Source organism: Wolbachia endosymbiont (group B) of Melanostoma mellinum (genome assembly GCF_947251465.1).
GTDB lineage: Bacteria > Pseudomonadota > Alphaproteobacteria > Rickettsiales > Anaplasmataceae > Wolbachia.
In genome coordinates this window covers 317422-342660 of record NZ_OX366366.1, presented here as the reverse complement: position 1 = coordinate 342660, position 25239 = coordinate 317422, and the positions used below count along the sequence as shown (strand labels likewise).

At 33.9% G+C, this 25239-nt stretch carries 22 protein-coding genes, 1 tRNA gene and 2 pseudogenes; 11 read left to right on the top strand and 14 right to left on the bottom strand.

Features of this window, described 5'->3' with window-relative positions; genetic code table 11:
• Positions 1-141: 141 nt before the first annotated feature.
• From OPR42_RS01480 to OPR42_RS01455, 6 genes are all read left to right on the top strand, one after another.
• A complete protein-coding gene (locus OPR42_RS01480) occupies positions 142-1653 on the top strand; it encodes an HlyD family type I secretion periplasmic adaptor subunit (protein ID WP_265041589.1) in 1512 nt (503 codons plus the stop codon).
• Between the two features lie 556 nt (positions 1654-2209).
• Entirely contained in the window at positions 2210-2974 is a 765-nt protein-coding gene (gene coxB / locus OPR42_RS01475) for a cytochrome c oxidase subunit II (RefSeq protein WP_264375831.1), read from the top strand.
• Positions 2975-2989: 15 nt separating this feature from the next.
• Positions 2990-4540: a cytochrome c oxidase subunit I gene (ctaD, locus tag OPR42_RS01470; protein ID WP_139686463.1), complete on the top strand. Its 1551-nt coding sequence runs from the start codon at positions 2990-2992 to the stop codon at positions 4538-4540.
• A 1-nt stretch (position 4541) separates the two neighbouring features.
• On the top strand, positions 4542-5429 hold the full coding sequence (locus OPR42_RS01465) for a heme o synthase (protein ID WP_010401351.1): 888 nt from the start codon (positions 4542-4544) through the stop codon (positions 5427-5429).
• 175 nt (positions 5430-5604) lie between these two features.
• A complete protein-coding gene (rnhA, locus tag OPR42_RS01460) occupies positions 5605-6042 on the top strand; it encodes a ribonuclease HI (protein ID WP_010401349.1) in 438 nt (145 codons plus the stop codon).
• Entirely contained in the window at positions 6035-8971 is a 2937-nt protein-coding gene (locus tag OPR42_RS01455) for a DUF3971 domain-containing protein (protein ID WP_265041587.1), read from the top strand. Before rnhA ends, OPR42_RS01455 begins: the two co-directional genes overlap by 8 nt.
• Positions 8972-9001: 30 nt before the next feature.
• Here OPR42_RS01455 and OPR42_RS08790 read toward each other — a convergent pair whose 3' ends face one another.
• From OPR42_RS08790 to OPR42_RS01430, 6 genes are all read right to left on the bottom strand, one after another.
• Positions 9002-9415, bottom strand: a complete 414-nt coding sequence (locus OPR42_RS08790) for a YqaA family protein (RefSeq protein WP_012481730.1) — start codon at positions 9413-9415, stop codon at positions 9002-9004.
• On the bottom strand, positions 9384-10778 hold the full coding sequence (gene cysS / locus OPR42_RS01450; protein ID WP_064085935.1) for a cysteine--tRNA ligase: 1395 nt from the start codon (positions 10776-10778) through the stop codon (positions 9384-9386). The genes OPR42_RS08790 and cysS overlap by 32 nt, the downstream gene beginning before the upstream one ends.
• Positions 10771-11427: an exopolysaccharide biosynthesis protein gene (locus tag OPR42_RS01445; RefSeq protein ID WP_265041586.1), complete on the bottom strand. Its 657-nt coding sequence runs from the start codon at positions 11425-11427 to the stop codon at positions 10771-10773. The genes cysS and OPR42_RS01445 overlap by 8 nt, the downstream gene beginning before the upstream one ends.
• 114 nt (positions 11428-11541) lie before the next feature.
• On the bottom strand, positions 11542-12195 hold the full coding sequence (locus OPR42_RS01440; protein WP_265041585.1) for an exopolysaccharide biosynthesis protein: 654 nt from the start codon (positions 12193-12195) through the stop codon (positions 11542-11544).
• A gap of 126 nt (positions 12196-12321) precedes the next feature.
• Positions 12322-12489, bottom strand: coding sequence for a twin-arginine translocase TatA (gene tatA, locus OPR42_RS01435; RefSeq protein ID WP_006013840.1), 168 nt, complete (start codon positions 12487-12489; stop codon positions 12322-12324).
• A gap of 140 nt (positions 12490-12629) precedes the next feature.
• The gene (locus OPR42_RS01430) at positions 12630-13367 is read right to left on the bottom strand and encodes an ABC transporter ATP-binding protein (RefSeq protein ID WP_007302769.1); all 738 of its coding nucleotides are present in this window, start codon (positions 13365-13367) and stop codon (positions 12630-12632) included.
• A gap of 151 nt (positions 13368-13518) precedes the next feature.
• On the opposite strand from OPR42_RS01430, the gene OPR42_RS01425 reads away from it, so the two are divergent.
• A tRNA-Arg gene (locus OPR42_RS01425) sits at positions 13519-13592 on the top strand.
• Between the two features lie 66 nt (positions 13593-13658).
• Here the strand turns inward: OPR42_RS01425 and OPR42_RS01420 are convergent.
• Positions 13659-14576 carry a hypothetical protein gene (locus OPR42_RS01420; protein WP_265041584.1) on the bottom strand — a complete coding sequence of 306 codons (918 nt, stop codon included), beginning with the start codon at positions 14574-14576 and terminating at the stop codon, positions 13659-13661.
• 220 nt (positions 14577-14796) lie between these two features.
• On the opposite strand from OPR42_RS01420, the gene OPR42_RS01415 reads away from it, so the two are divergent.
• Positions 14797-16074 carry an IS4 family transposase gene (locus OPR42_RS01415; protein ID WP_265041416.1) on the top strand — a complete coding sequence of 426 codons (1278 nt, stop codon included), beginning with the start codon at positions 14797-14799 and terminating at the stop codon, positions 16072-16074.
• A 196-nt stretch (positions 16075-16270) separates the two neighbouring features.
• Here the strand turns inward: OPR42_RS01415 and OPR42_RS01410 are convergent.
• A pseudogene (locus tag OPR42_RS01410) lies at positions 16271-17288 on the bottom strand (IS256 family transposase); the annotation flags it as partial.
• Between the two features lie 219 nt (positions 17289-17507).
• Here OPR42_RS01410 and OPR42_RS01405 point away from each other — a divergent pair.
• Entirely contained in the window at positions 17508-18530 is a 1023-nt protein-coding gene (locus OPR42_RS01405; protein ID WP_264375440.1) for an IS110 family RNA-guided transposase, read from the top strand.
• Positions 18531-18653: 123 nt separating this feature from the next.
• Here the strand turns inward: OPR42_RS01405 and OPR42_RS01400 are convergent, their stop codons facing one another.
• Both OPR42_RS01400 and OPR42_RS01395 read right to left on the bottom strand, forming a co-directional pair.
• Positions 18654-18776, bottom strand: a complete 123-nt coding sequence (locus tag OPR42_RS01400; protein ID WP_264375462.1) for a hypothetical protein — start codon at positions 18774-18776, stop codon at positions 18654-18656.
• Between the two features lie 260 nt (positions 18777-19036).
• Positions 19037-19765, bottom strand: a complete 729-nt coding sequence (locus tag OPR42_RS01395; RefSeq protein ID WP_264704292.1) for a hypothetical protein — start codon at positions 19763-19765, stop codon at positions 19037-19039.
• A 154-nt stretch (positions 19766-19919) separates the two neighbouring features.
• Here OPR42_RS01395 and ligA point away from each other — a divergent pair, with 154 nt between their 5' ends.
• Positions 19920-21875, top strand: coding sequence for an NAD-dependent DNA ligase LigA (ligA, locus tag OPR42_RS01390; protein WP_265041583.1), 1956 nt, complete (start codon positions 19920-19922; stop codon positions 21873-21875).
• A gap of 50 nt (positions 21876-21925) precedes the next feature.
• Here ligA and OPR42_RS01385 read toward each other — a convergent pair.
• Positions 21926-22554: pseudogene (locus OPR42_RS01385) on the bottom strand (IS256 family transposase); the annotation flags it as partial.
• On the opposite strand from OPR42_RS01385, the gene OPR42_RS01380 reads away from it, so the two are divergent.
• Positions 22535-23203, top strand: coding sequence for an ankyrin repeat domain-containing protein (locus OPR42_RS01380; RefSeq protein WP_265041582.1), 669 nt, complete (start codon positions 22535-22537; stop codon positions 23201-23203). The pseudogene OPR42_RS01385 and the gene OPR42_RS01380 overlap by 20 nt on opposite strands.
• Positions 23204-23260: 57 nt before the next feature.
• Here OPR42_RS01380 and grxD read toward each other — a convergent pair whose 3' ends face one another.
• Genes grxD through OPR42_RS01365 form a run of 3 tightly spaced genes read right to left on the bottom strand, consistent with a single transcriptional unit; the run spans position 23261 to position 25192 of the window.
• Positions 23261-23599 carry a Grx4 family monothiol glutaredoxin gene (grxD, locus tag OPR42_RS01375; RefSeq protein WP_265041581.1) on the bottom strand — a complete coding sequence of 113 codons (339 nt, stop codon included), beginning with the start codon at positions 23597-23599 and terminating at the stop codon, positions 23261-23263.
• 16 nt (positions 23600-23615) lie between these two features.
• On the bottom strand, positions 23616-23834 hold the full coding sequence (locus OPR42_RS01370) for a BolA/IbaG family iron-sulfur metabolism protein (RefSeq protein WP_006012412.1): 219 nt from the start codon (positions 23832-23834) through the stop codon (positions 23616-23618).
• Between the two features lie 38 nt (positions 23835-23872).
• Complete coding sequence (locus OPR42_RS01365) at positions 23873-25192, bottom strand: malic enzyme-like NAD(P)-binding protein (protein WP_265041580.1); 1320 nt, start codon at positions 25190-25192, stop codon at positions 23873-23875.
• Positions 25193-25239: the final 47 nt, after the last annotated feature.

Sequence of the window (25239 nt, the reverse complement as noted above, 5' to 3'; positions counted from 1 at the left end):
TGCTGAACCATTCAATAGAGTATAAGAATTGTTACTAAATAGTTTATTCTGATGTTCCATAGTCTAAGTAGAGTACTTAAGATATAGATTCTTTGTTTTTGTGTGTTATCCTGATTAACAAGAATTCGCAGTAGTATTATAATGAGTAAGTTAAAAAAGCTTAGTGCTGGACTTTCTTTGACAGGCCTGATTGGTAGTGATGATATAGATATGCAAAGGGCAGGAAATAGAAAGAAGAAATATCAATTTTTGGATAAGACGTTCGCATGGATTGATGCGATGATAAATTTTATTTTTAAACGTGAGAGTAATAACGCAAATGAAGTCCTAAAAGTCACATGGGGACCACTATTTTTTGGTTTAGTGGTGATATTCATCTTTTTTGGAATAGGTGGTATTTGGTCGGCTATAGCTCCAATTGACGGAGCAGTGCATGCAAGTGGAGAAATTATTGTCTCTTCAAATAGAAAAATAGTGCAACACTTGGGTGGGGGAATAATAAGCAAAATTTTAGTAAAAGAAGGTCAAACAGTTAAAAAAGATGAGCCTTTAGTTTTATTAAGTGATGTTAACGAAAAGGCAAATTTGAGTATAATTAAAGAAAAACTCTTATCACTTTTGGCAACTGAAGCAAGACTTATTGCAATTAGGGGAGACTTAGATACGCTAGAATTTTCTGATGAGGTTAAAAGATTATCTAACGATGAACTTGTAAATAAAGCGATAAAGAATCAGGTAAAGTTGTTCAACTCTCAGAGAAAGAGTATATTAGGAAAAACTGACATACTGCAACAACGTATAAAGCAGTTAAATGATGAATTAGCAGGGCTAAATTTTCAACTAAATGCAGCCCATAAGCAATATGACTTGATAACTGAGGAGTTAGAAACAAAAAGACAATTACTTGATAGTGGCCATATAAGCAAACCACACATTTTAGCTTTAGAAAAACAGTTTGCTGAAATTGAGGGTAGAGTTGGACATTACCGTTCTGCAATATCTCAAGTACAGCAAAAGATTGGAGAAAATGAGTTAGAGATTATAAATGTGAAGAATGATGCTCAAGAAAGAGCAAATGCTGAGCTTAAGGAAGTCAATACATCTATTGCAGACTTAAAAGAGAGGCTGATGGTTGCTGAAGATTCGTTAGCACGTACAATAATTAAATCACCTCAAGATGGTATAGTTACAGATATAAGATACCACACTGAAGGTGGTGTTATACAATCTGGAGTTCCAATCATGAGTATAGTACCATCAGATGATGATCTAATAATAGATGCTAAAGTTCTAACCAGAAACATAGAAGAGATACTGTCAGCAAAAAAGAAAGATAGCAATATAGTCTCTATCGACGGACTAGAAGGGCTAAAAGTTAAAGTAAGGCTGAGCGCTTATAGTGCACGTCGCTTAAGTTTAATTAACGGTATAGTAAACCATATTTCCCCTGATGCTCTTGATGATCCAAGGATGGGGCGTTATTATTCAGTGCGAGTGGTGATACCAAAATCAGAACTTGCTCAATTTAAAAACGTATACCTATATCCTGGTATGCCAGCAGAAGTATATATAGTTACTCAATCCCGCACTCTTTTATCGTTCTTGTTTACACCTATAATTGCAACATTCGATAGATCTTTCATAGAGAGATAATTTATTTTGCTTTTCTAAAAAATTTGTTTACAGAGTTTGATGTGCAAAAAAATTTACACACAAGTAGTGTATTATTTTATAATTATTTTCTATAATATGTAAATCTTTGATTTAAGATGCAAATGCTAACGTAAACATTAAAGGTTAATTAGTAAACTCAGCTGTATAATAGAATTAAAGGAATTAGTAAGATTTTTACCTTAATGAATTATAAATAGGCAAACTTACCTAAAGTTTAATAGTGTCTGTTACTGCTTTTAGGTGTGAGGCTAGAGGGTTATTAGCAATAACAGACACTATTAAACTTATTATAGAACTTCCTTAAAGTAAATACTTAACTTAAAATATTATAATATTTTAACTTAAAATAGATTCATGTAAATGCTTTTTCCTCAAGTTAGTATCGTATTACTATATTTATTAAATGCTAAAAAAACATTAATCATCATTTACTTTTGATTCAATATTTAGCAAAACACTTTTGTACATTCTATAATCTCTGTTTGCATAGTAAGTGTATATATATTATTATACAGTTAGTTTTACAGCAAAAAATATGGTGAAGTTATTTGCATTATTGATAATGTTTTACTCAAACATATCAATTGCTTCTGCTCCTACTTCTTGGCAATTTGGATTTCCTGCGCCTGCAACTGAGATAATGGAGGCTGTAGTTAAGTCACATTCGTTTGTGATGAGTGTAATGATTGCAATTATGCTTTTTGTATGGGCCCTGCTTGCTTATGTAGTATTTCGCTTTCGTAAGGGCAAAGTGAAAAATGTCAGTAAAATAACTCATAATATCTTTGTAGAAATTATCTGGTTTGTTATACCAACGATTATTGTTGGGGTATTGGCTTTTAAAAATGCTGAATTAATTAAACTACAGGAGAAAGTGCCAAAAGCTGACATAACACTAAAAGTTATTGGTCATCAATGGTATTGGAGTTACCAGTACCCAGAATATCAAGGTATTTCATTTGACAGCTATATAAAAGGAAAAGAAGACTTTACCGAAAGAGATTTAAAACTATTCTCTGTTGATAATAACGTTATTTTACCTATCAATACTAATATTCGTTTACAAGTGACAGCAGGAGATGTAATACATAGCTGGGGAATACCGGCTTTTGGTATAAAAATTGATGCAATACCAGGTAGGCTGAATGAAGCATGGTTTAACGTTACAAAGCCCGGTATTTATTATGGGCAATGTTATGAACTATGTGGTCAAGGTCATGGATTTATGCCAATTGTTGTTGAAGCAGTGAGTAAAGAAGATTTTAATAAGTGGATTGAAGATAAAAAATTAGTAAGTTAAGTTTGGAGTATAGATATGAGTGATGTACCAAAAGGTATAAGACGTTGGCTGTTTTCTACTAATCACAAAGATATAGGGACACTATACATTATTTTTTCCATATTAGCTGGAATTATTGGTGGATTATTATCGGTAATTATTCGTACTCAGCTAATGCACATTAATATACTTAACAATAATTACCAGCTATATAACGTAATGATTACAGGGCATGCGGTAATAATGGTGTTTTTTATGATAATGCCAGCCTTAATGGGAGGATTTGGTAATTGGTTCGTACCTCTCATGATTGGTGCACCAGATATGGCATTTCCTCGTATGAATAATTTAAGTTTTTGGTTGTTAGTTTCATCTTTTATTTTGCTTATCCTCTCGGTATTTGCTGGCGAAGGTCCTGGAACAGGATGGACTTTATACCCACCTTTGTCGCAAATTATGTCCCACCCAAGTGCAGGAGTTGATCTTGCTATACTTGCACTTCATATTGCTGGTATGTCATCAATTGTTGGGGCGATCAACTTTATAGTTACCATATTCAATATGCGTGCAAAAGGTATGTCACTAACTAAGATACCACTATTTGTTTGGTCTATTTTACTCACGTCATTTATGTTAATTGTTGCCTTACCGGTACTTGCTGGTGCTATAACTATGCTGCTCACTGATCGTAATATAGGTACCTCCTTTTTTGATCCTGCTGGTGGTGGTGATCCTGTGTTATTTCAACATCTGTTTTGGTTTTTTGGTCATCCAGAAGTTTACATAATTATTTTTCCTGCATTTGGTATCATCAGTCAGATTGTGTCAACTTTTTCTCATAGGCCAGTATTTGGTTATATGGGAATGGTTTATGCCATGATAGGAATAGCAACGTTTGGCTTCATGGTTTGGGCTCACCATATGTTTACTGTTGGGCTTAGCGAGGATGCTGCTATATTTTTTAGCACTAGCACAATTTTCATTGGTGTTATAACTGGTGTAAAAGTCTTTAGTTGGATTGCAACTATGTGGGGTGGAGCGATTGAATTGAAGACACCAATGCTGTTTGCATTAGGTTTTATTTTCATGTTTGTTGGAGGTGGTATAACCGGAATAATTCTTTCTCACGGTGGAATAGATAAGCTTTTGCACGATACCTATTATGTCGTTGCTCACTTTCACTATGTCATGTCGCTTGCTGCATTATTTGGAGCTTTCGCCGGTTTTTATTATTGGATAGGCAAAATGTCAGGTAAGCAATATAACGAGTGTTTAGGAAAGATACACTTTTGGCTCACTTTTATTAGCACCAATGTCACTTTCTTACCCCAGCATTTCCTGGGATTAGCAGGTATGCCAAGGCGTATACCTGATTATCCCGACGCGTTTATCCCTTGGAATTATATATCCTCAATTGGCTCATATATGTCCTTTCTTTCAGTTATGTTTTTTGTATTTATAGTTATACATCTCTTTAAGTGGGGCAAAAAAACTGGAGATAATCCTTGGGAAGGTGACACTTTAGAATGGACGGTATCTTCACCACCGCCTTTTCATACTTTTGAAAAACCACCAGTGATAAAATAGAATGTACACAAGTGTTTTGCTAAATGTTGAATCAACAATACTGGATTTTTGGCATTTGCTGAAGCCAAGGATAATGTACCTTGTAGTGTTTACTGCAATTGCTGGAATGGTTGCTGCACCAGGTAGCATTCATCCTTTCCTTGCACTAATATCTCTTATGTGCATTGCTCTTGGTTCAGGATCTGCAGGTGCAATAAATATGTGGTATGACAGAGATATAGACTTGCTTATGGAGAGAACAAAAAACCGCCCTATACCTTCAGGTAGAGTTTCTGCAGAAAGCGCGCTTGAATTTGGCATAACTCTTGGAATATTGTCAGTATTTATCATGGCAATAGCAGTGAACTATGTTTCTGCTGCTTTGCTTGCAATTAGCATATTATTTTATGTTTTTGTGTATACAATTTGGCTCAAAAGGCGTACTCCGCAGAATATTGTTATTGGTGGTGCAGCAGGTGCTTTTCCTCCAATGATTGGCTGGGCGGTTGTAACTGACTCTGTAAGCTGGGAAAGTTGTATTCTATTTTTAATAATTTTTATGTGGACTCCACCACATTTTTGGGCTCTATCCTTAAATAGATCTGAAGATTATACAAAAGCATCGATTCCAATGTTCAATATCGTTTATGGTCCAGAAAAAACGAGGAAATATATATTAATCTATAGCGTGTTACTCGTATTAACTAGCTTACTTCCAGCACTATTTTTGAAAAAGGCTCTATTTTACCTCAGTATGGCAATTATTGAAGGGTGTGTTTTTATTTGGTTTGCTGCATCCGTTATAAGGCTTAAGAGTCATAGCTCGCAGAAAAAAATGTTTTCTTATTCGATTTCTTATCTATTTTCTCTGTTTGCCAGCGTTATTTACTGCTCTATTGATTTGTTTTAACCATGAAAGAACATAAAAACTATCTTTTACTTTCTCTTCTAATAATGCTCGTTGTAGCACTTTTTTTTATTTCCATAATAAAATTTAAAGGTGCGGCTTAAATTGCCTCTATATCTATAAAAATTGTGATTTTATAGAAGCAACGATATACTTTATTAATTCACTACAGTTAAAGATGAAGAAAAAGGAAGTGACAATATACACAGATGGAGCATGCTCTGGTAACCCAGGGACAGGAGGGTGGGCAGCAATCATATTATTTCAAAATCATAGAAAGAACATCTGTGGTAGAGAAGAAAATACTACAAATAATAAAATGGAGTTAACAGCAGTGATCAATGGACTGAAGGTATTAAAATTTCCTTGTAATATCAGTTTGTATACGGATAGCCTCTATATTAAATACGGTATAACAGAATGGATAAATAAGTGGAAAATGAACGGCTGGAAGACAAGTAATAAGAAGTCAGTAAAAAATATAGAATTATGGAAAGAATTAGACGATGTTGCTTTGCAACATGAGATTAACTGGAAGTGGGTGAAAGCGCATAATGGTGATAAATACAATGAAGAAGCCGACAGCTTAGCAAGAAAAGCAATAATCGATGCTTAAAAAAATAGCTCTATCATTTTCTATAATTTTATTATTTATATTCTGCTTCTTTATCCCTTTTAAAGGGGAAGGTCCTTTAGAAATCAATATTAGTTATATTAATTTTTATATAAAGAAAAAAATATTAAAGATATTTACCAATTCGGATGTCAGCATGGAGAGTACCTCGGTTATTTGGCAGAAAGATGGCAAGCTAGTCATTACAGATTTAAAAATAACAAATCCTGACTTTACCATAGAAGTTCCTGAGCTTTTCGTACACTTTAAGTTAAGTTCCAAAAAGTTCTCTCAGGTTTTAGCTGGTAATGTACACATATATATCAAGAAGGAAGAGACCAGAGGAATAACAACATCTGTAATGACAGATAAGATGAGTAGTACAAAAAATCTGCTGAAGACAATAAGAAAAATTTTTTTCTACTTAAATGCAGACTCAAGGATTGAAATTACTAACATTGCTGTCAATAAAAGCACGGAAGGTGAATTCTTCATTGATAAAGTATATGTAGGAAAGGAGGAAAATTTTAATGTTTTGGATATTCGTGTTCATACAAAAGATAAAAAGGGGATTCTAGATGATTTATCTATTATGATAAAAAATCGCAATAATTTGTTAAATTTGTATGGAACATTTTATAACCTAAAGTTGGGGCTATTTAACGAGTTTTCCACACTAGTTAAAAGTTACAATTTGGACAAAGAAATAGGGTTCAAAGGGAACTTCTCAATGAGAATTAATGGAAAGGATGAAGTTATGGATGGAAACATATACGTGTTAAATACAGAGAGTCACTCAGGTAAAAACTTAGCCTTGACTAATGTAAATGTAAATTTGACATATAGTGATGAAATCATTAGCGTAAAAAACTTTCATTTTAAGTTAAATGATACTTACCTTTCTTTGATTGGCAAAATGAACTTTGGCACAAATCATGCTTTGCTTAGAGTTAATATTAGTAAACTTGTTGCAAAAGATTTATGTACTTATGTACCAGATGGTCTAGTGAACAATGAATTTAGAAAGTGGTATTGTAATAATATTGATGGGAATATTATAAATACAATTATAAGTTTTAACGGTAAAATCGATAGTTTAATAAATGATGATCTGTCAGGTATTGTAATTGTTGCTGATATAGAAAATGGCAGCGTTCAATTTGATGAGGATTTTGAACGAGTGGAGAAGTTGAACGGTGAGTTAACTCTCAAGGATAACAATCTCAAAATTATTGTAAATAGAGCTAAGTTTCAGAATTTTACTATCAATAGTGGTCATATTGAAATGAACTCTCTCAATAAAGAAGATTCTGTTCTTACCATTAATGGTCAGGCTGTAAGTGATGCTTATGGGTTATATGAGCCTATAAGATTTAAGCTGGATGATGTGGTAAAACTTGAAAGAGATAAAGTAGGTGGAATAGCAAAGTCTGTATTCAATTTTCGCATTTTTAATCTAAACTCTAGTGATAAAAAAGTAGATTTTTCGGCCAAATTTCATTCTGAAATTGATAATTTGGTGGTGTATAATGGAAGTTTTGGTAAGTATGATATTAAGCTCGATTTTGGGAGTGACTTTATAGATTTAAATGGCAGTGGTATGGTAAATAATACACAGCTTCTATTTGACCTCAAAAGTAGCAATAAAAATGAAAATTTTGTCTGGAGTTTAACTGGAGATTTACCTGCTCAAATACTTAATTTCGGTGATGGTTATATCAATGCAAATATAGAGTCAGTAATGTATCAAGACAAAACAGGGTACGTTAATGGTAATATAGATTTATCAGAGCTCGAGTTGCGTTCAAGCTACTTAGGGTGGAAAAACCATTTTGAAGATCACAATGAAGTTTTATTTTCTACAAGGCTAAAAGGAGTAGGTGAGTTGCTAATAGATAAACTAGACGTTGTAGGAAATGATCTAGACATAAAATTTAGCGGAAGAGTAGAAAATGGAAATCTATATTTAAATTCTAGCAACTTTAAATTACCTGATAATAATTTTAGTATAGAGATTGAGTCAGGTAAGGAGAAAAATACCATAACTATTCATGGTGAGAAAATCAACTTAAGTGATGTTTTAGGTTTACTTGGCAAAGATAGTAATCGATTAAATAACAACATAGAAGTTACTATGAATGTTGATAATATAATTATGAAAGAAGGAATTATCATAAAAGATGCTAAGCTAAATGTAACTTGTGCTAAAGGTGATTGTAGTGGAAGTCAATTCACAGGACAGTTTTTAGAAGATAACAGTAATATACTAGTAGAACATAGTGAAATAGGGCTTGAAATATATTCGGATAATTCAGGTATGCTTTTGCGTTCTTTAGGTATTGGTAAATCAGTTAAAAATGGCAAATTATCTCTTTATCTATCTTCTAAGAGAGAAAATGGAGAACATTATGGTATGTTATCTATCAGCAATTTCTATATCAAAGATGCTCCACTGCTTACCACTTTATTATCAATGTCTTCACTGCCTGGTATTGTAAATGCTATAAAGAACGAAGGTGTACATTTTTATAAGTGTAATGCACCTTTTTCATATAAAGATGGCACTGTTGAAATTGAAGAATCTTGGCTTGAAGGAGCGGAACTAGGCATTAGCACTAGTGGTACGCTCGATATTAAGGGTTATAAATTCCAGGTTGAAGGACAAGTAATACCAGCATATTCAATTAACAAATCTTTGTTGAAAATCCCTATAATCGGAAAACTTCTGACTGGTGGGAAGAGTAGGGGGATTATTTCAATAGACTACAAAGCAAATGGTGATGATAAAAACAATAACGTATCTGTTAATCCTATCTCTTCGCTAACCCCAAGCTTACTTAAGAGGTTATTAGGAGTATTTGATCGTATTATGACAAAAACTAATAAAAGCATTTTAAAAGGTAGTTTGAAGAAGAAATTTAGCTCAATATGACCAGAAGAAAAGTTGTTTATTGATGTTTAGTTAGATGGTAAACGTTAGATACAACAAACAGAGGAAGTTAGATAAAATAATTAAGGGAACAAGAATATAAAGGTTTAACTTGAAGTAACCGGATAAAATCTGAGTCACACTTCCAAGTGCTGGTACCCACGAAAGCAATGCAACTGCACAAATCAGTAGGTGCCTTACGATTTTTGGTGTTTTGTCTTCATTCTCTAATTTGTGATGTGATCTTCTAATAAAAATTGTTATTCTACCTAAATACCAGTTAGCTATTCCACCAAGACTGGATCCTAATACTCCAAAAAGTAATATAAGTAGTTGATCGTAGTTTGACCTAAAGCATAACATAGTGTAAAGTACAAAACCTTGATGTATGGGTAAGATAAGCGATGATACTAGGCTATCTATAAACAATAGGAGATAATTTTCCATACCAAGTTGTTGTACCATCTTCGTTGTCAGAAATTGTAACCCCCATTTGTTTCAATTGCTCTCTTATTTTGTCTGCAGTATCATAATCTTTATTTTGTTTTGCTACTTTTCTTAAGTCTATCAACCTTTCTATTTCTTGATGACTCACACCACTTGCAAACCACTCTTGATAACTTGACTCAAGAATACCAATGAACCTTGCGCTTTTAACAAACTTCTTAGTTAATTTGAGCCTCTCACATTCATTACTTGTCTTATTGATTTCTGTAGCCATTTCATGCAATATGGCTACAGCTTCAGGAATGTTTAAATCGTTTTTCAAAGCCTCTATAAAATCTTTAGAGACTTCTGCATCACTTTCCTCAATACATGTACTACGTAATAACCGATAAAACTTGTTTAAAGTTTCTTGCGACTCAGAGATAACATTTTCTGTCCAATCAAGTGGTTTTCTGTAGTGAGTTTTAAGCAGCGCATAACGTATTACTTCACCCTTTATTCCACTATCTAACAAATCCCTTACTTTGACTATATTAAATAAGGATTTGCTCATTTTCTCTTCATTTACTGTAAGAAACCCGTTGTGTACCCAATATTTTGCAAACGTTGACTCAGCAAATGCAGATTTACTCTGTGCAATTTCATTCTCATGATGAGGAAATTGCAAGTCTATACCCCCACCGTGAATGTCAAAATCTTTGCCAAGGTAAGCATATGACATTGCTGAACATTCTATATGCCACCCTGGTCTTCCCTCTCCCCATGGACTATTCCAGTGACTTGAAAGTTTATAGTCAGTTTCGTTTGCAGGTTTCCAAAGTACGAAGTCTCCTGGGTGTTTTTTATTTTCACCAACTTCAACTCTACTACCGTAGTTTAATTCATCAATTTTTTTTCCTGATAAAACTCCGTATTCAGGGTAAGATTCTACACTAAAATATACATGTTTATTGGATTCATAAGCATGACCAGCTTGCAGCAAAGACTCAATTAACTTGATAATGTTATCTATGTTTTCCGTTGCTTTTGGTTCATATGTTGGTTCTGCACAATTTATGCTTTCCATGTCTTCATGAAAAGTTTTAGTGTAATATTTGCTAATGCTTTCTATATTACTATTTTTCTCATTTGCTGCATTGATTATCTTGTCATCGATGTCGGTTATATTACGCACATAAGTAACTTTTCCATAACAAAATTTAAGCAGTCGAAATAATACATCGTAAACAACAATAGAACGTGCATTACCTATATGTGCTGTATCATATACTGTTGGCCCACAAACGTACATTTTTATATGATCTTTATCGATCGGTGTAAAGGGCTCTTTTTTTTTTGTTAAAGTGTTGTAAAGCTTAACCATATACAAAGCTTTTTAGAAAAGAAAATGCTCCAAATATAAGCTGTGGTCCTTTAACTATTACGACAAGAGTAAGTAATAACCCACACAATGATACTAATACTCCCATTATAGAGAGAAATCCATCTTTGCTCATGATACCCAGTGAAATGAGAGTTGTACCAATTGCAGGAATGAAGTTAGTTAAAGGAAGTGGGATTGCTATCGATAATGCACAAAGCAGCATTATAAATGCTAAAATATTTTCACCAGGACCACGAAAAATAAAAGACATTCTTGGTTTCATGAACTTTTCTATTTTTTTTAATGTAGGTGAAGTTTTCTCTACCACGAGAGCTAGTGTTGAACGTTGAAAAGATTTCCTTTCTAGCCAATTAGGCATCCAAGGAGAATCAAACCCAAATAGAAGCTGCAGTGAAAATAAGATTAAAGGTATAGAAAGAATGGTTGTATAGCCAGGTGGAACAGGTATAGGTACTGATAGCGGTAAAGAGAAGATGATTATTAAAATACCAAAACCACGCTCATGTAAAGCTGTTTTGATGTCGAACAATGTTACTTTATCACTATCGTTGTTATTGGTATCTGCAACCTCTTTTAGAATATCAGAGGCCAATTTTTTATCTTCAGTCAATTTCACACTTTTTTCCACAGTTACCCTTTAATAACAATATAACTTCTAACTAACATAGTTATTGCTATATTTCAATATCGATTATTCATTTCATGCTGTACTTCATTCTTTTATTAAAGTGTTGTAAAGCTTTTAAGTTATAAGGCTTTTAAGAAGAGAAAGTGTTCCGGCTATAAGTTTTGGTCCTTTAACTATTACAATAAGGGTAACCAATAACGCACAGAATGAAACTAACACTCCTAACGTAGATAAAAATCCATCTTTACCCATAATGCCGAGTGAAATAAGAGTTATACCAATTGCAGGAAGGAAGTGAGTAAAAGGTAATGGAAGAGCTATTATTATTGCACAAAGCAACATCATAAAAGCTAGAATCTTTTCACCCGGACCAAGAAAAATAAAAGACATTCTTGGTTTCATGAACTTTTCTATTTTTTTTAATGTAGGTGAAGTTTTCTCTACCACGAGAGCTAGTGTTGAACGTTGAAAAGATTTCCTTTCTAGCCAATTAGGCATCCAAGGAGAATCAAACCCAAATAGAAGCTGCAGTGAAAATAAGATTAAAGGTATAGAAAGAATGGTTGTATAGCCAGGTGGAACAGGTATAGGTACTGATAGCGGTAAAGAGAAGATGATTATTAAAATACCAAAACCACGCTCATGTAAAGCTGTTTTGATGTCGAACAATGTTACTTTATCACTATCGTTGTTATTGGTATCTGCAACCTCTTTTAGAATATCAGAGGCCAATTTTTTATCTTCAGTCAATTTCTCACTTTCTTCCACGATTAACCTTTAATAACATTCTAACTAACATAATTATTACTGTACTTCAATCATACCTCTTCAATTCTTTAGCCTTGTTTAAACAAATGACACGCACTTTAGTGCGTGTCACGAAACATAAGGAAGCTAACGATCTGGTTCATTAGATGATAGTTTCTCTGAATCCTTAAGTTCTTGTTTAAGGTTTTTAATGCCTTTGCCTAAATCACCCATAACTTGTGGTAACCTACCTGCACCAAACAGAACTAAGATTATTATTAAGACTAGAAACAGCTGCCATGGACCTAAACTCATTTGTACCTCCGTTGAAAATATTAACTTTTAGGTATTAAAACTTGACTGAAGCCAAGTGATACATAAATTATATCACTTTTATTGAATTATAAATCAAGAGTTTTTAATTATCTTATAATAGTTTTAGCCTAACATTAAGTTTAGTTTAGCTGTAGAGTAAAAGGAAGCTCACTAAAAAATTTTGCTAACGTATCATCTTTAGGTCTGTGGTATATGTAGCTAGGAACTCCTGATTGAATAATTTTACCATTTTTCATCACGTAAATAAAATCTGCAACTTTCAACGCTTCTTGCGGATCATGAGTTACCATGAGTACAGGAATATTTTTGCTTCTAAAAAGTGACAATATATGGTGCCTTATTCGATATTTGAGCAGTATATCTAAATTAGAAAATGGTTCATCGAGCAAAACAACATCAGGATTTTGCGCCATTACTCTTGCTATTGCAACTAATTGTTGCTGTCCTCCTGATAAAGCATGAGGGTACATGTTTTCATATTTTTCTATATTAAATAGCTTTAAGATTTCCAATGCAGTAAGGTATTTTTCTTTTTTAGAAGTACTGCAAATAGCAAAAGTTATATTTTCTATTACTGTTTTATGAGGAAATAATGCAGAATGCTGAAAAATCAATCCGATATTTCTACGCTCTATAGCAATTGACACTTTGTTACTTGCAACTAATTTATCATTTATAACAATGGTTCCAGATTTTGGATTTTCTATTCCTGCGATTAATTTTAGAATTGTTGACTTGCCACAGCCAGAATGACCTAGTAAACAGGCAACACTTCCTTTCTTCACTTGAATGTTGATGTTGCTTAAAGCAAAGCCATCTTGATTACTATAAAAGTAACTAATATTGTTAACTAGCATTAATCTTTCAATTGGAATCGTATTATTAAATATAACAGTATTACATTCAAGAAATACAGAAATATTTTTTATTATTGTGAATTAATTGTACAGGGTGCCTAGAAAAATGCGAGACTTTTTGCTATAATTTTGCATAAATAGCAGAAGACATGGGACTATAGCTCAGTAGGATAGAGCGTTGGATTCCTAATCCGAAGGCCGTGCGTTCGAATCGCACTAGTCCCACTTAATTTTGATAAAGTGGTTTAACAATCAAGAAATTATAATTGGTTTGAAAAGTGATTCTAGGAGCTAGATTGCATGGTTTCTCAAACTTGAATTTACAGGTTCAACCTTATTTTCTCTCATTTCGCTGTAACTTGGAAGTGTAAAATTTTTTACATGTAATCCAGTTACCATTACAACTAAAATAGCTAGGACACTGCAAACTAATGCACCAGCTAAAGATGGAACCGTCACAGCAGCAGCAACAAACAATCCTGCAATAACAACTCCAACAACATCACTCCTTAATGAGGTGTAAAAACTCTCCTTACTTTTTTTGTATTTAGTTTCTTTTTCATGTGGTGGAGAAAATTGAGCCTCTACAAAGCCGTTAGCTTTCTTATCATTATTTGGTGTGACAGTTGGGCCAGTCCTTGTTGATACAGGTGCTTCATTTTTGTTATTATTACCATTAGTACTAACTGGAGGCGCTGTTGCTACAGGTCTACTAATAACATTTCTATTACTATTGGATACACTATTTGTTTCTATGTGGAATGTTTCTTGTTCCTTATTTGTTGCTGATCCATGCGGCACAATTATTTCTCGATCATTTTGTATCAGTGCTGTTGCTGCCACAGAATTCTTTTTTGAAGAAGCAGTGCAGAATGCATCATCCTTTAACTGTTGATATAATCTGTACAATTCACTTTCAGGATCTAGTTTTGATTGCTCTGCATTAACACTTTGCAGTAACGTGCTCAGAATCTCAGCATTGTCATCATCAGTGTAAGAGACAACAAAGCATAATATAGATTTTTCTCCTTCAATTTTGCTAACGTAATACCTTCCTTCTTGACCGATTGCATTGATGATGGTCATTCCATTTTGTAAGAGAAATTTTATAACGTTCAAATTTTGATCTTTAATTGCATATTCTAGTACAGCATTTTTTTCACATTTGCTCTGAAGATTAATTCCCTTCCTTCTTAACCTTTTTTGCAAATCTTCAAAACTAGTAACTGTGCTATCCTGTTTTGTAACCCTATCTATATCAAGACACAGATTCCTAATGTCATCATTATTTAGCGTGAGACCAGTGCTTGTATTACTGACATTGGACTCACTGCCATTAAGTTAAGGAAAAGTGATGAACTGTATTATAAAATCAGGTAAGATTCACAAATTAAAAGAAGTAATGACATGAGTAAAAAAAAGAATAATCATGTTTATAAAAAATAAATTGATGAGTTTAAACTTTATAAACGCACACAGAGCATCCTCAAAAGACTTCTCACGAAAAAGAAAGCTGCCCTTCGTTAATGTATTTCTCCTGATTTTTAGAAAGAGTGTAAAGTCATTACAAGTGATGCTTAATGAGTTTGTTCTGCATACAAGAAAAGATTATACAATTACGGCAAGTGCATTTACTCAAGCAAGAAAGAAGCTAAAACATACTGCGTTTTCAGAGTTAAATGATGATATAGTTTCCCTATACTACCAAGATCAGGAATTTAAAACCCACCATGGCTTCAGAGTACTTGCATTTGATGCTTCAATACTGATTCTGCCAAAGAGCGACAAAATAATAGGTGAGTTTGGCTCAAGAGCAGTATGGAATGGAATCCAGAGATTTGAAGACTATACAAGTGCAACCTTTGAAGTTTGCTACGATGTGCTAAATAATATTGCAATAAAATCTGTGCTAAGTAGAGGTGACAGCTATGAGGTTGATTTAGCAATCGGTATGCTTGAATCCATAAAATCAGACGATTTGTTAATCTGTGATAGAGGATACGTATCTTATCGATTTCTTGCTGAGCTTACAGGAAGGAAAATCAATTATATAATTCGCTGTTCAAGTTCGTCTTTCAATGAAATAAACACTATGTTTAAGCCGGAAAGCCCATCTAGTACGGTGGTAGTGTCTACCGCACCTATTAAAGTAGCAAGACAGCTACGAAAGCTAGGATTACCTGATGAGATGAAATTCAGGTTAGTCAAAATAATACTTTCTTCTGGCGAAGTTGAAGTGTTAGTAACATCTCTGTTAGATGAGAAACGTTTTACAGTTGAAGAGTTTGAGAGATTATATTACTTGCGCTGGGGAGTAGAAACATTTTTTTCTAGGCTGAAGGGAAGATTAAATTTAGAGAATTTCACAGGAAAAAGTATTGAAACTATCAAGCAGGATTTTTGGTCAACTATCTTCATCAGTAATCTAGAAAGTATCATGATAGAAGATGATGAAGAGACATTGAGCTCACAGAATAGTAAACTAAAAAAAAGCATCAATAAATCTGTCTCATTTAATGCGATTAAAAACTTAGCCTTTGATATTTTTTCTACAGAGTCAGACATAGACTGCATTATGTATCGACTATCACAGTTATTTTTGATGAACACTTTAGTGGTGAGAAAAGGGAGAAGAGTTGATCGTCATAAGATATCTGATATTCGTTCACTCAACTACCAGAAAAGAGCTAGAAAACATGTGTTTTAAATTCAAGATATCTTTTCAGTATCATTGCATTAGTACATTCTTTGCAAAATAACCTGCAATTATTACTTTTTTAAATAACTTGCACTTTTCAGACTCCCTTTTCTTAAAAATTCACCCTAGTATTTACCATAATTATCAATCACTTCAAATTTTTTGTCCAATCTTAACTTCTCTTTCCCTTAACTTAATGGCAGTGAGTCCATTTCTCTCCTGCCTTCTTTATAGCACAATATACCTGTTTATGCAAGGCATTTGTGCTGGTAAATGAGCCCTTAGTTTTAGTAAATTTTCTGATCTGTCTATGTAACCCTTCAATAGGATTTGTGGTATAAATTAACTTTCTTACAGGGCCGGAATATTTAAAATAACTAGACAGATTTTCCCAATTATTCTCCCAAAACTAAAGTATATTTTTCTCCCCATTTTTCCTCCAATTCAAGTAAATAATTTTCGGCTATTTCTCTACTTGATATGTTTTTTTCAAATCATTCATGAAAACTTTTGCTCGATACATATTTCAGTGAATTTCTTATCTGATGTACTATACATTTCTGCTTTAGGAAATACGCTATTTATAGCTGCAGGAAAGCTTTTTAACACAAGCTATCAAAATGTCTTCTATTCCTCTCTCTTTCAAGTCATTTAATACGCCTAACCAGAAGCTAGCTCCCTCGCTTTCTGCTAAGTAAAAACCCAGTACTTCTTTTCTGCCATTTTGCTAATATGTTATACATGCACTTACTTACACAGCGACCGTCTTCTTTTACCTTAAAAAACATCCCATCCATAAATACTATTGGATACACTGATTGCAGTGGACGGCTACGCCATTCATTGATTATAGGTAGTAATTTATCTGTAATTCCAGATATCTCTGCTGCAGATATTTTATGGTCATAAATTTCTTCGACGTGTGACATTATGTCTCTATATCCCATACCGCTGGCAAACATGCTCAAAATCTTTGTTTCAAGTTCTGTTGTTTGCCTTTTTTTCACTATCTGTGGTTCAAAACTTCCCTCTCTGTCTCTTGGTGTCAATAGTTCAAATGAACCTGCACTTGTTTTCAAAGTTTTTCCATTCCTTCCGTTTCTACGATTGTTTTCTTCGCTTTCAGTAGATAAATGATGTTCTATTTCACCCTCCAAGCTTGCTTCAAGTAGCCTTTTTACAAATGGCGTTAATGCACCATCTCTTTCCGTCAATGGTCTTGTATCTTGTAAAAAGCATCTAATGTTTTAAGCTTAAGCATTAGATGGAGAAGAGAAGAACTCTGTCAGTGGTCTTAGATATAAAATCTGTAAGGTAGATAAGAGTTCTCTTCTCAAGAGTACAGGCTGGACGGTATCGTAGAAAAACCTAAATGGTTCTAATTCTGTATTCACAAGACTAGCCTTACTTTTCATTTTTAATGGTAACGCATGGGGTTATATATGATCAACAACTTTTTAGGTATAGATGTATCGAAAGATCGCTTTGATGTTTTTCTCTCGTTCATAAGCAAAAAAGGAAGATGTGAAACTAGAAAAAGGAGTTTTAAAAACGAGGATTCTGGGTTTCAAGGTTTACTTAGCTTTCTACAAAAACATAATGTAGAAGAAGTAAAAGCCTGCATGGAGGCTACTGGTTGTTATAGCGAAGCTTTGGCTGAGTTTCTGCACAACGCTGGACATTCTGTTAGTGTTGTAAATCCTTATTGCATAAAATCTTATGCAAGGAGTAAGCTGATACGACAAAAGAATGATCAGACCGATGCAGAAGTTATTGCTGATTATTGCCAAAGACAGGAACCTTCTAGTTGGACACCACCTTCTCCTGAAATGAAAAAATTAAAACATCTTTATCGTTGCTCAGTTGCGTTAAAAGATGAGTTAACATTAGTAAATAACCACTTAGAAAAAAAAGAGAGACTGCTTAAAGAAGTTGCAAGTGCTTGGGAAGACCTTGCAATGAATATAGCTCAAAAAATAGAAACAATAAAAAACTCCGTACGTGAACTATTAAATCAACATAAAGAATTGTTGGAAAATTTTCAACTTCTATTGACTATTCCAGGAATAGGAGAAGAATCAGCAATAGCTATTTTAGCTGAAGTTCCTGACATAGAGGTTTTTAGAGATGCCAGGCAATTGGCAGCATATACAGGAGTTATACCACGAAATATGACGTCAGGTTCCTCTGTATATGCCAAACCCAGATTAAGTAAATCCGGTTCACAAACATTACGTAAAGCACTTTTCTTTCCTGCTATAGTAGCTAAGAATCACAATCCTATCATTATTAGTTTTTGCCAGAGATTAAAGGAAAAGGGTAAGCATAATATGGCTATCGTTGGTGCTGCAATGCGTAAGCTACTCCATATCATTTTCGGTGTTCTAAAATCCAAAAGTGCTTTTAATCCTGACCATATCAAGAATTACAGGGCAAAGCGGTTGGAGGAGAATTTAGTACTTTAAAATCAAAAAATGCGTACTTTCTATCTTATGTAAAATAGCATTTTACACAAATTTATTTAATGTAGTTGGTTAGTGTATATGTTGATAGAAAGTATTTTTTGATTTCGTAATACAGCTTAAGATTCAATTTCTATAATTTTCTTGTTGACTGACAAGACGGTATCTTCCTTCTCGTATAGATGATAAGATATTTGTTTCTAATTCTTTATAGTCTACCAAACCGGTAGTTGTGTTTGCTTGACTCATTGTCAAACCTCCATTTTTTTATCAATTTATTACTTTACTTCTCGGTTTGACACAGTTTATTTAACACTCCCGAAAGGAACAATGGATCCCAGTGTCTGAGCACTGGGATGACAAGGTAGGAAGTACTGGGATGAAACCTTTTTGCTTCAATATTTTGCACAGTAGCCATGCAACTTAACAGATACTTTTCTCTTCATTTATCCTAAGGTTTTTATGGGTTTTTTAACCCATAAAAACCTTATATAAAACCCCTGTTGTGATTAAAAATACACTAAATCTTGGTTTTCACATGTTTCATTTTCTGCCATAAGCGACAATAATTTTGTGCTCTCAAGGAAACTGTTTGCACTAGCTTCTAAGAGATCAGATTTTACTTTTGTAAGTTCACATTTAATCTGATCTATTTTCCCATTCAAATTTTTATGTGCATCTTCGACTAATTTATTCATTTCATCTTCTAAAAGTGTACTTACTTCTTTACTTTGTGTAGTGACAAGATCATTTATTTTGCTTGTAATTTCAGGTTTTATAAGGCTTTCAATTTTTTCTTCAGTATATTTTTTTACTGCTTCTTCTACCTGAGTTTTTATTTCTGGCTTTAGCAAATCTGCAACTTCTGGTCCTACTTTTTTCACTGCTTTTTCAGCTGCATTTTTTGCTGCTTTTTCAGCATTTGCTTCTACTGACTTTACTGTCTTATCAATTGAAGTCGATATTTTTTTTTCTATTTGATTAGCTTTTTCGCTAGCTATTTTGTTAGCTTTCTCTTCAGCTAAAGTTAGCATTTTTCCTTCTATTTTTTTTACTTCATCTTGAGCTGCTTTTCTAGCTTCTAGTTTTAAATCGTTACCCATTTTAGATATTACTTGATTCGCAGCTTCTTTTGCTGTTTTGCTTATACCAAGAATTTTATCAAACATTCCTGCACGATACACTTGAGAGCCGAAGTTTGATTCGTCAGCCAAATTTTTGTAATTGTATTCTTTCATAATGTACTCCTTAATTTAAAAACTATACTAACATTAATATACAAGTACAAAAATTATATTAACATTAGTATTGCTTTTCAGGGCAGTAGTATAAATTTATAGTACCTTTTGAAAAAATTCATGACTTGACGGCAAAGAGCATTATATTGGTATCATGACTGACTTGGAAAAGATGAGAGAAAAACTGCAAAATCAAATTAATTATCATAATATCTTATATTATCAAAAAAGTAAGCCAGAGATAAGTGATGCTGAATATGATGAACTGAAAAAAAAGTTAGCTGCAATAGAGCCAGAAGCTTATGCAACACAAGATAGTGTTGGTGCTCCGCCTGATGAGAGATTTTCTAAGGTGGAACATCAAGAACCTATGCTTTCTCTTGAGAATGCTTATGATGAACAAGGTGTAGAAAAATTTTTGTCTAAAATAAAGAGATTTTTAATTGCAGATGAAATAGAGATATTATGTGAGCCAAAAATTGATGGATTGTCATTTTCTGCAATTTATGAAGATGGGAAATTTGTTAAAGCTGCAACTCGAGGTGACGGTTTTGTAGGAGAGGATGTAACTCACAATGTTGCAACAATAAAAGGCTTTCCTAAGTTTTTACAAGATGTGCAAGGAAGACTAGAAGTAAGGGGTGAAATATATATCAGTAACAGCGACTTTTTAAAGTTAAATGAAAATAATGAATTCGCTAATCCTCGAAATGCAGCTGCTGGTTCTTTAAAGCAATTGAATGCGAACATTACAGCAAAAAGGCCTCTTAGATATTTTTCTTATTCTTTAATTGGTGGAATAGAGAAAAGTCAAAGTGAAGTACTAGAAAAACTTGAGAAACTTGGTTTTTGCGTAAATGAGCATCGTTCCTTAACAAGTAGTTTGAATGGAATGCTAAAGTTCTATAACGAGATCTATGATTATCGTTATAACTTGGATTATGATATCGATGGGATAGTCTATAAAGTGAATGATTTGGTGCTACAAAGTCGTCTGGGAAGTACACACAAAGCGCCACGCTCAGCGCTTGCATATAAATTTTCTGCGGTTTATGCAAAGACAAAGTTAAATAAAATATTTATACAGGTGGGTAGAACGGGGGTTTTAACTCCAGTTGCAGATTTGGTACCAGTCAATATTGGCGGAGTGCTAGTTAGCAGAGCAAGTCTACATAACCAAGATGAGATAAAACGTAAAGACATAAGAGAAGGAGATGTTGTAACAATTAAAAGAGCTGGAGATGTAATTCCTCAAATTGTCAAAGTAGATGAAGGTTCTCGTCATGCAAATATGCCTGAATTTGTGTTTCCTGACATATGTCCTGAATGTGGTAGTAAAGTGCAGATTGAAGGAGTTGCAGTAAGATGTCCTAAAGAATTTAATTGCAAGGCTCAAATAGTAGAAAAACTAAAACATTTTGTGTCAAAAGATGCATTTGACATTGTTGGCCTTGGTGAAAAACAAATAAAGTTTTTTTATGATCTGGAACTAATAAGACAAATTCCAGACATTTTTATTTTAGAGGAAAGATTAAAAGAGTTTTCCTTAAAAGAGCATCATGGTTGGGGCGAGAAGTCAATAGCTAATCTATTAAGTGCTATACAAAGCAGAAGAGTAATCTCTCTAGATAGGTTCATATTTTCTTTGGGTATCAGATTTATCGGCCAAGTTGCAGCAGAATTGCTCGCAAATTATTATGTATCTTATGATAACTGGTATAATTCGATGTCATCAAATGATGTTGAGTTGGTAGGTATAGATGGTATAGGAGAAAAAGTAGCTGAATCTTTAAAATCGTTTTTTTCTCAGGAACGTAACATTAAAATGTTAAATGATCTTACTGCATATCTGCAAATTCTTCCCGTGAGCTCCAACTCTAGCGATTCTTTTTTGAATAACAAAATTATAGTGTTTACTGGTAAGCTACGTGCTATGAGCAGAGGGGAGGCAAAAGTAAGAGCTAAAGTTTTAGGGGCAAAGATCAGTTCAAGCCTTTCTACTAAAACTGACTATTTAATTGCAGGAGAAGATCCAGGTTCAAAATATAAAAAAGCAATGGAATTGGGTGTGGAAATTTTAGATGAAGAACAGTGGAACAAATTGTGCTAAACACAACTTAATCTGACGGGAATGAATTAACTGATAGAAGAATGGGAGTGTTAAATAAACTGTGTCAACTCGATTTTTAACCTACCAGGAAAAAAGATATCAAGTTGAGAGATAGTAAAAGCCCAATCATGTATAGGCATAGTCCATTTCTCTCCTGCCTTCTTTATAGCACAATATACCTGTTTATGCAAGGCATTTGTGCTGGTAAATGAGCCCTTAGTTTTAGTAAATTTTCTGATCTGTCTATGTAACCCTTCAATAGGATTTGTGGTATAAATTAACTTTCTTACAGGGCCGGAATATTTAAAATAACTAGACAGATTTTCCCAATTATTCTCCCAAAACTAAAGTATATTTTTCTCCCCATTTTTCCTCCAATTCAAGTAAATAATTTTCGGCTATTTCTCTACTTGATATGTTTTTTTCAAATCATTCATGAAAACTTTTGCTCGATACATATTTCAGTGAATTTCTTATCTGATGTACTATACATTTCTGCTTTAGGAAATACGCTATTTATAGCTGTAGGAAAGCTTTTTAACACAAGCTATCAGAATATCATCTACTCCTCTCTCCTTTAGGTCATTTAGTACTTCCAACCAGAACTTCACTTTCAGCCAAATAAAAACCCAAAACTTCTTTTCTGCCATTTTGCTAATATGTTATACATACATTTTGATCAACGTGCTAACATAGAAGCTAAAGACGATGATGGATGGACACTTTTACACTATGCTGCATGGAAAGGCCGTAAAGAAATTGTTGAATTTCTTGTGAATGAAAAAGAAGCTAATATTAATGCTAAAGCTAATGGTGATAATAAAAAGCCTATACATGCTGCTGCTAAAGCAGGTTATAAAGATATAGTGGAATTTTTTCTTAGTAAAGGAATAGGAGTTGATGATGCTGATGATGATAAATGGACACCTTTACACTATGCTGCTCGTTATAATCACTTAGAGCTTTGTGAATTTCTCCTGGGTCAACATGCTAACATAGAAGCTAAAAATAAGAATAATAAAACACCTTTAGATCTAGCTTGCGAAAGAAATCACATGGAAATAGTAAGTTCTCTAATGCAACCACAATTAGGCCAAAAGATGACTGCAGTTGCGGAAGAAACTATCCAAAAAGTTAAAAATCTTATTGAGCAAAGTGCTAACATAGAAGCTAAAGATATGGATATTTCCAATGACAATTTAAAAAGTGACAGGAGAGCTTCTTCTAATGATAGCTTAGAAAGTGACGGAGATACTGCTCCAGGTACGACTGTAAAAGAGGCAAAAGTAGAATCTTATGCTAAATCAAGAAAAGCACAAAGACAATAAGTTGAAAATGTGATGTAAAGGAGATAAGTGGGCATGTACAACCGAGACGGGGGTACATTAGCCCATCTCTTGATGTATTTGTGTAACCTTTTTTTCTTTTAGCAAATTTTGTAACTCACCTTTTTCATACATCTCGCGGGTTATGTCACAGCCACCAACAAACTCTCCCTTTATATATAATTGTGGAATTGTTGGCCAATCAGAGAAACTTTTTATGGACTGACGTATTTCATCATTCTCAAGTACGTTGATGTATTTAAACTTTACATTCAATTTTTTGAGAATTGACACGACGAGTCCAGAGAATCCACATTGAGGAAAGTCAGAGGTGCCTTTCATATACAGCACTACATCGTTTTCTGCTATGTCTTTTTTTATTTGTTCAAAGTTGTTCATAAATATCACCTTAATTTTAAGCTCCAGTTTCTAGTTGCAATGCATGTATAGACTGACCTTCAAGAGCCTTATATACCATTCTGTGTTGTTCTATTTTTGTCTTTCCAGAAAAACACTTGGAAGTTATTTTTAAATGATAATGATCATCATCTCCAGCAAGGTCCTTAATCTTTATATCAGCATCAGGAAATGATTGTTTGATAATTTTCTCTAACTCGTGAATTGTAATAGTCATTGGTTTATTTTAATTATAAGTCTAAAATATGCAATTGATTATTGTGAAGACAATAGATTCAGCGTGCTGAGAGCACTAGCAAGACGAGATTTTAATTGACTTGCATACTCATTCCAGTCCTCTATTTCCTTTCTTGCCACACCTGAGGTAACGGCAGCTTTTGCAACAGCAGGAGATACCATAGAAATTAATCTTGGATCAAATGGAGTAGGTATTATATATTCACGTCCATAGCTCATTTTACGACCGCCATAGGCTGCAGATATCTCATTCGGCACTGGCTCACGGGCAAGCTTCGCTATTGCATCTGCAGCTGCAATTTTCATTTCTTCATTTATTGTCGTTGCATGTACATCAAGTGCTCCTCTGAATATATAAGGAAACCCCATTACGTTATTGACTTGGTTGTTATAGTCTGACCTACCAGTTGCAATTATTGCATCTGGCCTGACAGACTTTGCAAATTCAGGCCTTATTTCTGGATCAGGATTAGCAAGAGCAAAAATGATCGGGTCTTTACCCATGCTTTTTAACATCTCTTCGCTGAGCACATCCTTTGCAGAGAGTCCGATGAATACATCAGCGCCTTTTATGGCATCAAGTAGAGAACGTTCTTTAGTGTCAATTGCATATTTTTCCTTCCACTTATTCATGTCCTCTTTTCTGTCTTTGTGTATTACTCCTTGTTTGTCACATAGCACTATGTTCTTAGCGCCCATGGACTTTAGTATTTCCAAACACGCAATACCAGCTGCTCCAGCACCATTCATGATGATCTTGACATTCTCTAATTTCTTTTCAGCAATATCGAGGGCATTTTCTATACCAGCTGCAACAACTACTGCAGTGCCATGTTGATCATCGTGGAACACCGGAATATCCATCAACTCATTTAGACGTTTCTCTATTATAAAACAATCAGGAGATCTTATATCTTCTAGATTTATTCCCCCCCAACTTGGACCAAGATACCTTACTGCATTGATGAAATCTTCTATGTTTTCTGTGTCAACTTCTATATCAATTGCATCAATGTCAGCAAAACGCTTAAATAAAACAGCTTTGCCTTCCATGACGGGTTTTGAAGCAAGAGGACCGATATTGCCAAGTCCCAGCACTGCGGTGCCATTTGAAATGACAGCCACATAATTGCTTTTTGCCGTGTAATCATAAACAGCTTTAGGATTTTTAGCTATTGCAAGGCATGGGGCTGCAACACCAGGGGAATAAGCAAGTGATAGGTCATGCTGTGTGGATAAGGGTTTTGTTGGTATAACTGATACCTTACCAGGTTTACCACTTTTATTATGGTACTTAAGTGCTTCTTGTTTTGTGGTGTTATCTAAATCATTATTCATGCTTTGAGCTTATTGTTAGTAATTTCCTAAGTATATGGGGTTTTTAT